13 protein-coding genes are annotated in these 13,089 nt (G+C 41.6%); 6 read left to right on the top strand and 7 right to left on the bottom strand.

Annotated elements, in window-relative coordinates:
* Positions 1 to 2: 2 nt before the first annotated feature.
* From etfB to ABJF92_RS07695, 4 genes are all read left to right on the top strand, one after another.
* Positions 3 to 797, top strand: a complete 795-nt coding sequence (etfB, locus tag ABJF92_RS07710; protein WP_446815213.1) for an electron transfer flavoprotein subunit beta — start codon at positions 3 to 5, stop codon at positions 795 to 797.
* A 16-nt stretch (positions 798 to 813) separates the two neighbouring features.
* The gene (locus tag ABJF92_RS07705; protein ID WP_446815212.1) at positions 814 to 1,050 is read left to right on the top strand and encodes a hypothetical protein; all 237 of its coding nucleotides are present in this window, start codon (positions 814 to 816) and stop codon (positions 1,048 to 1,050) included.
* A gap of 216 nt (positions 1,051 to 1,266) precedes the next feature.
* Entirely contained in the window at positions 1,267 to 2,895 is a 1,629-nt protein-coding gene (locus tag ABJF92_RS07700) for an EAL domain-containing protein (RefSeq protein WP_446815211.1), read from the top strand.
* A gap of 302 nt (positions 2,896 to 3,197) precedes the next feature.
* Positions 3,198 to 4,820 (top strand): EAL domain-containing protein, encoded by a 1,623-nt coding sequence (locus ABJF92_RS07695; protein WP_446815210.1) that lies wholly within the window; start codon positions 3,198 to 3,200, stop codon positions 4,818 to 4,820.
* A gap of 46 nt (positions 4,821 to 4,866) precedes the next feature.
* Here the strand turns inward: ABJF92_RS07695 and hpxO are convergent, their stop codons facing one another.
* Together hpxO and uraH are read right to left on the bottom strand one after the other, a co-directional pair.
* Positions 4,867 to 6,039, bottom strand: a complete 1,173-nt coding sequence (hpxO, locus tag ABJF92_RS07690) for an FAD-dependent urate hydroxylase HpxO (protein ID WP_446815209.1) — start codon at positions 6,037 to 6,039, stop codon at positions 4,867 to 4,869.
* Between the two features lie 297 nt (positions 6,040 to 6,336).
* Positions 6,337 to 6,693 (bottom strand): hydroxyisourate hydrolase, encoded by a 357-nt coding sequence (gene uraH, locus ABJF92_RS07685; RefSeq protein WP_446815208.1) that lies wholly within the window; start codon positions 6,691 to 6,693, stop codon positions 6,337 to 6,339.
* A 244-nt stretch (positions 6,694 to 6,937) separates the two neighbouring features.
* Between uraH and puuE the strand changes: the two genes are divergently transcribed.
* On the top strand, positions 6,938 to 7,849 hold the full coding sequence (gene puuE / locus ABJF92_RS07680) for an allantoinase PuuE (RefSeq protein WP_446815207.1): 912 nt from the start codon (positions 6,938 to 6,940) through the stop codon (positions 7,847 to 7,849).
* Between the two features lie 13 nt (positions 7,850 to 7,862).
* Positions 7,863 to 8,390, top strand: coding sequence for a 2-oxo-4-hydroxy-4-carboxy-5-ureidoimidazoline decarboxylase (gene uraD, locus ABJF92_RS07675; RefSeq protein ID WP_446815206.1), 528 nt, complete (start codon positions 7,863 to 7,865; stop codon positions 8,388 to 8,390).
* 96 nt (positions 8,391 to 8,486) lie between these two features.
* Here the strand turns inward: uraD and ABJF92_RS07670 are convergent, their stop codons facing one another.
* The 5 genes from ABJF92_RS07670 to ABJF92_RS07650 all read right to left on the bottom strand — a co-directional run bounded on the left by ABJF92_RS07670 (position 8,487) and on the right by ABJF92_RS07650 (position 12,656).
* Complete coding sequence (locus ABJF92_RS07670; RefSeq protein WP_446815205.1) at positions 8,487 to 9,479, bottom strand: isopenicillin N synthase family dioxygenase; 993 nt, start codon at positions 9,477 to 9,479, stop codon at positions 8,487 to 8,489.
* 148 nt (positions 9,480 to 9,627) lie between these two features.
* Complete coding sequence (locus ABJF92_RS07665; protein ID WP_446815204.1) at positions 9,628 to 10,104, bottom strand: nucleoside deaminase; 477 nt, start codon at positions 10,102 to 10,104, stop codon at positions 9,628 to 9,630.
* A gap of 6 nt (positions 10,105 to 10,110) precedes the next feature.
* Positions 10,111 to 10,902 carry an ABC transporter permease gene (locus tag ABJF92_RS07660; RefSeq protein ID WP_446815203.1) on the bottom strand — a complete coding sequence of 264 codons (792 nt, stop codon included), beginning with the start codon at positions 10,900 to 10,902 and terminating at the stop codon, positions 10,111 to 10,113.
* Positions 10,880 to 11,668, bottom strand: a complete 789-nt coding sequence (locus ABJF92_RS07655; RefSeq protein ID WP_446815202.1) for an ABC transporter ATP-binding protein — start codon at positions 11,666 to 11,668, stop codon at positions 10,880 to 10,882. Before ABJF92_RS07655 ends, ABJF92_RS07660 begins: the two co-directional genes overlap by 23 nt.
* Positions 11,669 to 11,672: 4 nt before the next feature.
* Positions 11,673 to 12,656, bottom strand: coding sequence for an ABC transporter substrate-binding protein (locus ABJF92_RS07650; protein ID WP_446815201.1), 984 nt, complete (start codon positions 12,654 to 12,656; stop codon positions 11,673 to 11,675).
* Positions 12,657 to 13,089: the final 433 nt, after the last annotated feature.

Genomic DNA, 13,089 nt, shown 5'->3' with positions numbered 1-13,089 from the left:
GGATGACTAATGCACAACGCTCACTTGAGTGCGGTAAGGTTCTCAGCTTAGTTGCTATTGGCCGTCACCCGCAGTCTGGTCGTCCGCGTCGGGGGGATCAAGATGCGAAAGCGGTTGAGATGGGGCTTAATCTATCTGCTGAAGAATTTTCAATCATACACGCGGGAAATCCGGATAATCCAGTGTTGCGTCACTACGCCGGCATGGGCGTCAAAAAAATGGTGGTGTTAAAACAAGACCAAGATGACGATGCCCTCCCCGTCTTTTTGGACTACATAGCCAAACATGACCCACAAATTGTTTTTACCGGCCAACGCTCAGAGAGTGGTGAGTCTTCGGGCATGTTGCCCTATTTACTGGCGGAAAAATTAGCTTGGCCTATGGTTTCTGGTGTGGCAGAAATCGTGGCGATTCATGATGATGAGGCTCAATTACTGTTGGCTTTACCTCGTGGTCAACGACGGGCCGTGAGCGTAAAAATGCCTTTCGTTGCGAGTGTCAGCTCGGCAGCTAAAGAGGCTCGACAATCGGCCTTTGCTGTTGGTTTGCGGGCTGGTATTGAAGAGCATGATGTGGCAAATTGTTTGGATCAAGCTACGACGCAGTGGCAAGTCGTACCGGCTAAACCAAGGGCTAAACGTATGAAGGTCGTTAAGACCAAAAATGCTGCTGAACGTATGAAAGCGGCTACCGCTAAAGCTCAGTCTAGTGGCGGCAAAGTGTTGTTAAAAGAGTCTGTTGATGAAAAAGCCCAAGCGGTATTTGATCTGCTCATTGAAGAAAAAGTGATTCGTTGAAGAGGTTATAACTATTATGATGATCGTAGATTTAGTGGATGAAACTGACCTCAAAGAAGGGTTAATAGGGATAGGCGTGCCAATCCAGTTAGACGATTCACTTGAACAGGTAAAAGAAGCGGTAGTGGCTTGGCAAGCCCACTCTCAAGCCCATGCGATTGAGCTGAAAAAAATATGTACAGAGCTAAATTCACCGACAGTTACTTTGTTGCCAGAAGTAACTGAGCTGGTTATGGCATTCATGTCGCTGTAACATTACTTTAATATGTACTTTGAAATAAAACCTTTTCGACCAGTTGTTTGTATTTATTTGTGAGCAAAAAAATGATGTTTTTTTGCTCTTTCCTTTCTGTGTAACATTAAAATACACGTTTTCTCCTCCTCTTAAATTACATTATTCATGTATGAGTCTAGCCAGTAATTTGGTTGGCATTTTTCAAATTTTCCTTTATTACGTTCGAGCTTGATTATGACCATAGGGATCACTAAAAATAATCAAATCTTGATGTCTTCCCTCTTCAAGAGTTTTGGCGGATCAAATCTATACGTGCTAATGATTACTTTTTTAAGTGTTTCTACTCTAACGTTTTTAATTGCTCATATTCTATTGGTTAAAAACGAAATTAAAGTGATGCATGACTATAGTTACGAAATTCTTGAAAGAACAGATAAGGCCGCACAACAAATTCAAGATGTTTTACTTCTTGCCGATGCAAAAAACCATTCATCATGTGCTAAAGAAGACCTTGGTGGGCTCAGAAGTATATTATCTCATTATTACTTGATTGAAGATGCTGGTATTATCGAAAATTATAAAGTGGCTTGCACTGCAAAAATAGGGGTTTTAGAAGAGCCAAAATTTATTAATCCTGCACTCTTTGTACAGAGTGCAATTGAGAAAATTGATGTTCTACTCTCGAAGGATGAACTTTTTTATGCTGGAGAAAAAAGAACTATTTTTAAATACAAAAACATTTTTATCACTATTGCTCCTAATCTATACATAGGTATTGATTTTCCAAATGAATACACTGGAGCTGTTATCATGAGCTCTGTGAGGAAAATAGTGTTCAGAGAGCACTATAACTTGAAGCTCAAACGGGTAAATATGAATACGGAACAAATTGGTTTTTTGAGTCAGTATGTTCCTTTTCCAAATCGCATCGTAAGTGTTAAAAACTGCTCTATTCGGTATACGTATTGCGTGAATGCAGTAGATTATAAAATAGGCGTATATGGTCTTCATAACGATATTCTTATGTTATTGATAAGTCTTTCAATTTTACTTTCTTATACTATTTTTATTTCTTTTTCTTATTTCAAAAGTACGAAAGAAACAATGAAATATCGTCTGATGCTGGCGATAAAAAAAGATGGATTTTATCCACTGTATCAACCCAAGATAAACCTTGAAACAGGCTCTGTTATTGGCGTTGAGGCGTTAGCTAGATGGGAAGATGATAAATTAGGATTTGTACCGCCAGATGAATTTATTGAACTGGCTGAAGATATGAAGATCATTCAGAAAGTTACCAAAAGTATCACCAAACTCGTATTGGACGAATCGAAAGAGCTGCTACATAACAACAAAGCATTTACCGTGAGTATTAATCTATCTGTACAGGACTTAGCGGGTCCTGATTTCTTAAATTTTTTGGAAGATGAAGTTGATAGACATGGAATATGTCGTCAACAAATTATTCTAGAAATTACTGAACGTTCAGCGACAGAAAGTGATGATTTATCTAACTCTGTACACGACTTCTATGAAAAAGGTTATCAAATTTCACTAGATGATTTTGGTACAGGTTTTTGTAACTTATCTTGGTTATCTAAACTAGAGTCGAATGAAATAAAGATCGATCGAATGTTTACCCATAGTATTAGTACAAAATCGATTGGGTTAGTGACTTTAGACAGCATCTGTATTCTGCTCAAAAATTTTGACATGAAAACCGTATTTGAGGGCATTGAGACTCAGGAAGAGGCTGACTACATTTTATCGAAATCTCCCAACGCTATAGGCCAAGGCTGGCTCTTTGCCAAGGCGATGACAATGGTGGAGCTTAAAGAGTTCATTAATCGTAAAGCACAATGAAAGTTTTGAAACCTTCGAACAAGGTTTTTGAGTGTTAAATTTCTTCAATTTTTTAATTCGTATTAGATTAATGGATTGCTCAAAAAAGGTCGATTTAGAAGGGGCTTAATTGTAATTTTTTGATTTTCACGTTCTATTTAAAGTTCATATAAATCAATATGTTATATGTTCTTTAAGGTTTTTTTACTGAGATTTTTTCATTTCTAGTAATTCTTAACAATAAACTACATCAAGCAATGGCTGTGTCAATTATCTTTAAGATTATAAAAATATAATAATTAGATTCTGATTAAGGTAAAGCCATGTTTTTTGAAAGTCATATGAAAAATAAAATTCACTTTTCTACTTTGTATGGTTTTTTAGAAAGAAAAAACCTCTTGGTTCTCTCCTTTATATTTCTACTGTCTTTGACATTTGTTTTTTATTTCTCTCACTTGTTCATAATTCAGCGTGAACGCGATAGCCTTAATAGCTATGTTGAAGAGGTTTTTTCTCGAGCTAAACAAGTCTCCTTACAAATCTATGGAAGCATAGACTTAATTGATCAATTGGGTGAGCCAAGCTGTGATCGCCACTACTTGAGAAATATACGAGAGATCTTATCGCATCATTATCTGATAGAGGATGCAGGGAAGATAATGGGTGATGAGATTATGTGTGCGTCAAAAATTGGTGTGTTTCAGCCACCGAAAAAAATTGAATATAAAATTTCTCCAGTAAATGCTATCAAAGACATTCGAATCCTAATAACAGATGATGGACTTTTTTATACTGGTGAGAAGCGCGCTATTTTAAATTACAAAAATATATTTATTACTCTAATGCCAACAATTTACCTTGGCGTAGACAGTCCAGATCAAAATTCAGGGGCAGTGTTTAAAAATTATGACACTGACAGAGTGATTCGAGTATTTCATAACGTAAATAAGGAAATGGTAGGGGAGTTAGAGAAGGAAATGAAAAAAAATTCGAATTTTTTTCCAGTTCCTAATAGTGTATTGAGTGTGGAGTTGTGCTCTGAAAATTATCGCTATTGTATTATTGGGTTTGATTATAAGTTAGGTATATATGACATCGCGTTAAGCGCAGTTATCTCTCTGTTATTCTTGTCGTTGATTATTACCTATGCCTTTTGTTTTTCGATGTATTATGTGAAGAATGTCAGGAGTACATTGAAATACCGACTCAGGCTTGCCATTCAGAACAATAAAATATATCCACTTTATCAACCTAAAATAAATCTTAAAACAGGTAGTATTGTTGGTGTTGAAGCATTAGCTAGATGGCAGGATGAAAGGCTTGGCGCAATACCTCCAGATACCTTTATTGCTCTTGCAGAAGATTTGAAGCTCATTAAAACTCTAACCAAACAACTCACCAGAACCGTGCTAGAAGACTCGAAAGGCCTGCTGGTAAATCATGAAAATTTTACCGTCAGTCTAAATTTATCAGTACAGGATTTAGTCGATGCAGATTTCTTAGGCTTTATAGAAGAGGAAGTCAAAAGACTTGGACTGTGCCGTAAGCAGATTATTCTAGAGGTAGCAGAGCGCTCTGCCACAGAGACTGAAGGACTTTCTTATTCGGTTCATGACTTTTACATGAAAGGCTATCAAATTTCTTTGGATGATTTTGGTACGGGGTTTTGTAACCTTTCTTGGTTATCAAAATTAGAGTCTGATGAAATTAAAGTTGATCGTATGTTTACTCACAGTATTAGTTCGAACTCTGTGGGATTAATAACGCTTGATGGTATTTGTCAGCTATTGGATAATTTTCAAAGGACTGTCGTGTTTGAAGGGATTGAGACTCAACAAGAAGTGGATTACATTTTGGCGAAGTCGCCTGATGCGATTGGTCAAGGGTGGTTGTTTGCTAAAGCCATGCCCATAGCAGACATCAAATTACTACTTGAAAGTAAGTAACTTGATGTCTGCTATGGGATTACGTTCAACTTGAATGATATTTTTGTTAGCCTAGTGGACCGCCTAAAATAGTCGTTTTTAACCCAGCAATAATGTTTTCACCCGTTTCGAGCTTTAGCTCATCGTACCAAGCTTGGGTTTCCTGCATGTTTTCACCATGGGTCACTTCGCTACGCTTACGCGCTTTAAGGACTAAGTCTTTTACGCGGTCACGACGTTGCTCTTCATAATCTTTAAGGGCAAGTGCTACGCTTTCATGGGTTAGGTTGCTGGAAAGCTTAGCGAAACATTGTCCTAATACGACTGAGTCTTCCATAGCAGAACAACCACCTTGACCAATATCTGGAGTGGTACTGTGAGCAGAGTCCCCAAGCAAGGCAATATTGCCTTTTACTAAAGTAGGGAAGGGCTCAATGTCATGGATTTCAACTCGGTTGGTTGTTTGTGGGTTGATACTATCAATCAACAGCTGAACTTGGTCTGACCAGCCTTTAAAATAGCTTTTTAAATCGTCTATCAAGGTGTCTCGGTTTTCTTCCAAGCCTAAAGGAAGTGGAACATCGAAGAAAAAGTAAAACTGTCCGCCAGCGATTGGCATGATGGATACACGTTTGCCTTCAGCCACATAGGTTGTCCATTGCTCTGCAGGGGCAATATTGGGATCGATATCTACTAATCCATTCCAGTTTACATAACCCGCATAACGACGCTCCACTTGATAGCCTAAGACATGATTACGAATGATAGATCGGCCTCCATCGGCAGCTATCATAAAGTCCCCTGTGGCACTGCTGCCATCTGTGAAATAAGCCGTAACACTGTCTTCGGTTTGAGACACGCGCTCTACACGTTTACCAAAGTGAATGTTTTTTCGTCCCCAGTACGCAATCATTTGGCTTTGGATTCCTGCTCGTGAAACAGGGCAAGGGCGTTCTCCCACGGCTTCAACTAAAGGCGCCAAACTAAATTCTGTCATAGCGGTGCCTGAAATCCCATCATGATAAGCCATGCTCAACATCGGACCACCTAGATCATCCATGATGTGTGCCATGCCCAAATGATTCATGCACTTTACGCCATTTGACCAGATAGAAAGTGCAGCACCCACAGGTTTAATCTCTTTAACGGCCTCAAAAATTTCACATTCAATGCCTTGCTGTTTTAATGCGGCGGCCGCTGACATGCCGCCAATCCCTGCTCCTATGATTAGTGCTTTCATACTTAGCTCCTTACTTTTCATTCTTGACTGGTTGCGATCAATTGAAACGGTTTACGCGATATGTTCATCACGTTCATGTTGGTTAGATCGCAAGATTTGTGCCATGAAACAATCGAAACATATTTTTTATATATGAAACTATCGTTCCAGCAAATGAAAGGGGTTCGCTGATTCATAACAAATCGCCGCTTGTTCCATTTGAGGAAAAAACTGAATTGTTGGTTTTTTTTGGTGCAAGCGGCTAGGGTTATGCTACATGATGGTGATTAAATTTCGTGCTTGTCTATCGGTAGCCAATTAGCTACCACGATAGGTACTGTATGAGTAGGGCGATACCAATAAAGGAATGTGGTAGTGACTGCTTTCATCATTGATACCAAAGCGAATCACTACTGTGTTGAGAAAGCCTGGTTCATCTACTATTGCTCCTTGCTTGGCAAAGTATTTGTCGATGGCGAATTCCAATTCATAAATGCCACTTTTAAAGTCATCTTCCGCTAGTAATGGGCTATCACAGCGACCATCATCATTGGATTGGGTACTGCAAATGAAGACCTTTTGACCATCTTGAGTGTATTTGAACAGCTGAATCTCGACCTCAGCAGCGGCAATACCTTTTGTGGTATCTAAAATATGCGTAGTTAAGTATCCCATTGTTTTCCCTCGATCATTTTTAAAATAATTAACGGTATTTGGTAATTCTAGCCTGTTTTTTGCAAGCTCTGTCTTTAGCTCTATTGTCAATTTAGAAACGTTTGTTTTAAAGTGATCAATAATTGTGCCAGTTGTTCCAATCTGTAAGCACCCCATGTATTGCATGCTAGCCGCTTAACATTCTGCCTAGTACTTCTTAATACCGTGTGGGTGTTTGCTATGCTGATTTTGTTAGGAGTTAAAAATGTCTGGGTACCCAAGAAACTTGGTTGGTTATGGTTCTAACCCCCCTCATCCTCAATGGCCGAATAAAGCCCGTGTTGCTTTACAGTTTGTACTAAATTACGAAGAAGGGGGAGAGAATTGTATTTTACACGGGGACCCTGCTTCAGAAGCCTTTCTATCCGAGATGGTTGGTGCGGATGCCCGTACTGGCGTTCGACACATGAGTATGGAGTCTATCTACGAGTACGGTAGTCGTGCCGGTGTTTGGCGTATCTTGCAATTATTCAAAGAAATGGACATTCCACTGACCATTTTTGCGGTAGCAATGGCGCTTGAAAGACACCCTGAGGTTGCAAAAGCTTTCCAGCAAGCGGGTCATGAAATATGCAGTCATGGCTATCGCTGGATTGATTATCAATATGTGGACGAAGCCACTGAACGCGAACACATGGAAAAAGCCATTGAGATTATTCGCCGAGTGACAGGAGAAAGGCCATTAGGTTGGTATACCGGTCGTACGGGTCCAAATACTCATAAACTGGTGGCACAAGAAGGGGGCTTCTTATATAACGCTGATGATTACAGTGATGACCTACCATTCTGGCAAGTGATTGAAGAAAAACCCCAGCTTATTATCCCTTACACACTGGATACTAATGATATGCGTTTTGCTGCAATGCAGGGCTTTAATACGGGTGAGCATTTTTTCCAGTATTTAAAGGATGCCTTTGATACTCTGTACGAAGAAGGCAAAGAAAGCCCTAAAATGATGTCGATTGGCTTGCATTGTCGCTTAATAGGGCGACCTGCGCGTATCGCAGGACTAAAACGCTTTTTAGAATATGTGAAGCAACATGATCAGGTTTGGTGTTGTCGACGTATTGATATTGCCCATCATTGGCGCGAGCACTTTCCTTATAAAGAAGCCTAACTGGAAGCAGATTATGACTATGCATTTATCCTTTAGCACAATGACAGAAGAAGAATTCATTGCTACTTTCGCCGATATTTATGAGCATTCTAGTTGGGTTGCAGAGCAACTGTGGCGTATGGTGTGTGAAAACCCCAAAGGTCATTTTGATGACATACAAAAAATCAAACAGGCTATGTACGATATTGTTGAGAATAGCTCTGATGAAGAAAAACTCATTTTACTTAGAGCACATCCAGACCTTGCGGGCAAAGCAGCTTTAGCGGGCGAGATGACGGATGCCTCGAAATCTGAACAATCAGGTGTTGGTTTAGATCAATGCTCTGAAGAAGAACTCACCCAGTTTCTGCAACTCAACGATGCTTATCATGAGAAGTTTGGTTTCCCTTTTATTATGGCGGTGAAAGGCGCCAGTAAAGAGCAAATTTTGGCGGGATTTTTGTCGAGAACACCAAATGACGTGGCGACAGAGTTTGCCATGGCTATGGCTCAAGTTCATAAGATCGCGGGCTTTCGTTTAGCTGCATTGGCAGAAAGTTAGCTTTCAATCTGCGCAAGTTGAATACAAAAAGCACCAATGAGGCAAACTCATTGGTGCTTTGTATTTTTGGGGAGAGGTGCGTGTGTCGCGAGATAATTACCGCTCTTTGTCCATGAAATTTGCCTGAATGCGTTGATTCAAGAAATCTTCCGCACTGATTGGTTGATAACGTTTTTCTGGCCCTTGAATAATTTGTGATTTATTCGCTTGGCAGAAAAAGGCAACTGAATGGCGGCTACCACAGTATTCATCGATTTTTGGCTGACGTACTCTGTGCAAATTGGACACCAGCTTATCATCGCTCCAGCGCATTAACATATCACCAATGTTGCAGGTAACCACATTGGCTAAGGGGGGAATATTCGTCCAACGTTTGCTGTCCGCTTCTTTCCCCGGGCAAACTTGCAAACCACCATGGCCTGGATGTTGGAACAGCAGAGTCAGGCAGTCAAAGTCCGTATGTGCCCCCGCTCGCCAGACCTTACCTTGTTCTGTAACGCCTTGCGTAGGGAAATAATGCAGCAGACGCAATGTACTTTGGTAGTCACTACTTTGGGGGTCGTGAGCGTTACTGAAAAAGTCTCGATCAAAGCCGAGCTTGTCAGCAAAACAGGACAAAACCTTCATGCCTAATTGCCAGCAGCGTTGTTCAAAGTATTCTGTGTTGGCTTGGAAAAATGGTAGGAGTTGCTGACTCGGCCATAGATTTTCCATGTGGTAACGAGTAATTTGGAAGGACTCTTTTTGATCTTTTGTGCCGGTTGAAGGTCGGATTTGACTGCGGCTTTCCCAGCCAGCATTGACCCCTTTGGGTCGAGGGAATTGAGCTTTAGTTGCTTCTGGTAGCTCAAAAAAACGCTTGGCTTCACTAAAGGCAGAAGAGATTTCTTGTTCACTGATACCGTGATTAGTGAGTTGGAAAAATCCGATCTGGGTGGCGGCTTGCCAGAGTTGTTCGCTGATTTCTTCGCGACGTTGCGCGAAATTGCTCATATCGATAAGTGGAATGTCGCGGTCATCGGCTTCGATGCCTGCACCACCAAACGTGGTTTCACGATTAAGTTCTTCTAATGCATAGTTGTGGCTCATAACTGCCTCCTAATAAATAAGTGTCTATTAAGGGGAGCAATGACCTAGTATAAGCGTTCGCTTAATACCTGCCAGCTTCTACTCCAGTTTCATTGGGTGTTTTCGCTTTTCTATTACCTTACATTTTTTAAGGGAAATTCAAGGTGTGTTACCACACACCTTGTTGTAACTCTGCTGCTTCATCTTCTAGGCAAGGCCCAATCACTTCTACATGGCGTTGACCTGAGTCAAATACCTGACGGCAGGGCAGGGCAAGCGTTGGGTTCTCTGGATGATTCCCGGTTATCTGCTTCAAGCGGTTTTCACTCAAACCATACACAAGACGCCCTAAGCCCGCCCAGTAAGCGGCCCCTGCGCACATGGCGCAAGGTTCTGCTGAAACATACATGGTGCATTTAGCCAAGAAATCCGGACGGTATTTCTTACTCGCTCGAGTCATGAGCTTGCGCTCAGCATGGCCTGTCATGTCAAGATCTGGCAAATAACCATTCACCTGAGTCATGAGTACTTCCCCATCTTGAGCCACTAAAAGAGCTGCAAAAGGGTGTATGCCTTGTTTTTTGGCCTCTTCTGCTAGAGCAAAAGATTGGCGCAGTAGATCGGTGTCTTTATCATTTAGTGTCATATTTAATCACTTCTTCTTAGGAAGGCTCCAAGGAAATAGCCATACTTGCACCCAATGAACAGATTTGAATAGCAGCAAGCTGATAACTGATAGGAAGATCAACCCAGCAAAGGCCTGTGGGATCTTAAAGAAAGAAGTGGAGAACTGGATGAAATACCCTAGACCCTCTTCAGCCGCCACAAACTCTGCAACCACCGCACCGATAATTGCTAAGGTTATGGATACCCGTAGACCACTGAAGATGTGTGGAATCGCATAAGGAATGCGAATTTGCCAAGTTTCACGGTAGCGAGGTGCACGTAAAGACTGACTTAATTCGATCATTTCTGGCGGTGTTTCCAACATCCCTGTGGTGGTTGAAACCACAAGAGGAAAGAAAGTAATCAGACAGGTGATCAACACTCGTGATGGGTCGTCCGTACCAAGCAAAACAATGATTAATGGGGCCACAGCTACCACAGGGGTAGATTGAATCACGATCAAGGCTGGGTAAAGTACCCGGTTCATCAGTTCTGAGCGCATCATGCCGATAGATAAAGGTAAAGCGATGCAAATAGACAGCACAAAACCCATTAGTGCAACGCGAAGTGTTGCCCAAAGGTGTCCCATCCAGCGAGATAACTCCACATCAAAAAACGCTGAAAAAATAGCCGAAGGTGACGGTAGGATATAATTTGGGACCTTACCCACTTGGCAGATTATTTCCCAAAGTAGAACCAGACCGATAAAAAACAGCCCAGGTGCAAAGCGATCTGCTTGTTCCACGATCCAGGGTCTAGTCTTGTACGTTTGGCTCATAGATATATCCTCTGATTAAATCCGTTAGTTCAGTAAAACGCTCTGACGCGATAGTTTTTTGTGAACGAGGGCGAGGCAGGTCTACCTCAATTAAATCTAATACTGTGCCTGGGCGCTTGCTCATCACTAAAATTCGGTCAGACAGCAACACGGCCTCAGTAATGGAGTGAGTAATAAAGAGCACGGTTTTTGGGTGATCACGCCAAATGTTTAACAAATCAAAGCCAATTTGTTCACGGGTTAAGGCATCCAGAGCAGAAAAGGGCTCATCCATTAATAAAATGTCTGGGTTCAACAGCAGGGCACGAACAATACCAACCCTTTGCTGCATACCACCAGACAACTCGTCTGGCATTTTGTCGGCGAATTGGGTCAATCCCGCCATTTCTAATAATTCACTGGCGCGTTTTTCATCTGCACTGGTGTAGCTGCCGTACTTATGTTTGAGCGGGAAAAGTACGTTTTTACGCACGGTTAACCAAGGCAATAAATTGGCCTTTTGGAAAACAATACCCACATCATCCCTAGGCTCTGTCACTTGGCGATCGAACACAGAAACCTTGCCTTGGCTAGGAATTAAAAGCCCTGCCACCATGCGCAGTAGAGTAGATTTACCACAGCCTGATGGGCCAACCACTGACACGAATTCGTGTCGGTGGATGCTGAGGTCTATGTTTTGTACCACCATGGGGGCCTCAGGGCGTGGGTCAAATTTATGACCCACCCCTTCCATGCTGACATAAGCTGATTTGCTATTTTGATCCATGGAATTACTCCGCAAAGAATGCGCTGTTAACAGTGGTTGCAGGGTCTAGGGAGTCAAGACTTAGGCCATTTGCTTCGGCCACATATCCCCAAGTTTTTTGAATACGCTCTGATGTGAAGTGACCAAAACCATCAGCTTTAGTAACATCGTTAAAGACTAGGTTCGTGATGCTCTCAATTTGCGCCTGTGCCACTTCAGCGTCTACTTCAGGAACGATGCTATGGATCGCTTCGCCTGCTTTGTCTGGGTGCTCATAGGTGAATTTGACCGCTTTAGCAAAGGCTTTCACAAAACGCTTTGCCACATCAGGACGTTCACTTAAGAATCGTTCTGACGCTAACAAAGAAGAACTGTAAAGAGATAAACCAGAATCCGACCATGGCATTTCGATGATTTCTTTACCTGCCCCTGCCGCTTGAGTTTTAAACAAAGCCGTATTCGTGACCCAAGCAATAATCGCATCCGTATTGCCTGTGATCATCATAGGAGAAAGGGCGCCTGGGTCAGATTTCACAAGATTAATATCATTTTCGGATAAGCCATTTTGCTTAAGTACTAATGGCAAGAAGGCATTAGATGAAGTGAAAGGAGAGGTGGCGATTTTCTTACCTTTTAAGTCTTTAATCGACTTGATACCGCTGCTAGACAAGGTAAAGAAAGCATGAGGAGCTTGGGTAAAGTAAGGTAGTACAGCCACAACCGGTACTTGGTCCTGAGCTCTTGCAGCCATTAGGGCACCAATATCAGAGCTACCGATATCGGACTGACCTGTTGCCATCTTGGTTAGTGCATCGGTAGAACCGCGGCCACTGGCAATTTTCACTTCTAAATCTACATCAGCAAAAAAACCTTCTTGGATGCCGACATATACCGGGGCTTTGTCGCCACCTGGTAGCCAGTCTAGCTGAAAGGTAACCTGATCGGCGGCCATAGCAGATGCACTGGCGATCATACTAGCAAGAACGGATAGACGAATGACTGCTTTCATATTTTTCTCCAAACCCTGATTAATTTAAGTGATAAAAGATGCGATTGTTTCATCTTGTTTTTATTTAGCAACAATCGTTCCAGTTTTTTAAGCTTCTCTAATCTGTTTTATAAGTCATTGTGTTTAATAGGGTTATTAATGGATTTGGAGGTGAAACATGTAAGAAATAAGAAAATCCTAGTGCTATAGAAAAGAGCGGAAAGCTGAAATAGAGAGCTAAAACTGCACACTTGTGGTTTGAAAATTAGACAAACAGGCCTTAAAGCGTGCACTTTTTGAATCCATATGATGGGCCAGCTTTAGAACTTTGTTTGAAACTAAGCCGTGCAGTGAACCGAGTTTGTTATATGATGCTAGAAAACTTGTTGAATACTAATCAGTAGCACATTGCGCCAAGGCTATCGACCATGGTGGTGTGAGAATGGAATAACCA

Source organism: Marinomonas sp. (assembly GCF_039940335.1).
GTDB lineage: Bacteria > Pseudomonadota > Gammaproteobacteria > Pseudomonadales > Marinomonadaceae > Marinomonas.
This window is presented reverse-complemented; position numbering and strand designations above follow the sequence as displayed.

Bases quoted from the DNA above. Each gene is read 5' to 3' on its own strand.
- hpxO (WP_446815209.1), bottom strand. From the start codon at position 6,039: ATGAAAGCACTAATCATAGGAGCAGGGATTGGCGGCATGTCAGCGGCC.
- ABJF92_RS07670 (WP_446815205.1), bottom strand. From the start codon at position 9,479: ATGAGCCACAACTATGCATTAGAAGAACTTAATCGTGAAACCACGTTT.
- ABJF92_RS07655 (WP_446815202.1), bottom strand. From the start codon at position 11,668: ATGGATCAAAATAGCAAATCAGCTTATGTCAGCATGGAAGGGGTGGGT.
- ABJF92_RS07700 (WP_446815211.1), top strand. From the start codon at position 1,267: ATGACCATAGGGATCACTAAAAATAATCAAATCTTGATGTCTTCCCTC.
- ABJF92_RS07665 (WP_446815204.1), bottom strand. From the start codon at position 10,104: ATGACACTAAATGATAAAGACACCGATCTACTGCGCCAATCTTTTGCT.
- puuE (WP_446815207.1), top strand. From the start codon at position 6,938: ATGTCTGGGTACCCAAGAAACTTGGTTGGTTATGGTTCTAACCCCCCT.
- ABJF92_RS07650 (WP_446815201.1), bottom strand. From the start codon at position 12,656: ATGAAAGCAGTCATTCGTCTATCCGTTCTTGCTAGTATGATCGCCAGT.
- ABJF92_RS07695 (WP_446815210.1), top strand. From the start codon at position 3,198: ATGTTTTTTGAAAGTCATATGAAAAATAAAATTCACTTTTCTACTTTG.
- ABJF92_RS07705 (WP_446815212.1), top strand. From the start codon at position 814: ATGATGATCGTAGATTTAGTGGATGAAACTGACCTCAAAGAAGGGTTA.
- ABJF92_RS07660 (WP_446815203.1), bottom strand. From the start codon at position 10,902: ATGAGCCAAACGTACAAGACTAGACCCTGGATCGTGGAACAAGCAGAT.
- etfB (WP_446815213.1), top strand. From the start codon at position 3: ATGACTAATGCACAACGCTCACTTGAGTGCGGTAAGGTTCTCAGCTTA.
- uraH (WP_446815208.1), bottom strand. From the start codon at position 6,693: ATGGGATACTTAACTACGCATATTTTAGATACCACAAAAGGTATTGCC.
- uraD (WP_446815206.1), top strand. From the start codon at position 7,863: ATGACTATGCATTTATCCTTTAGCACAATGACAGAAGAAGAATTCATT.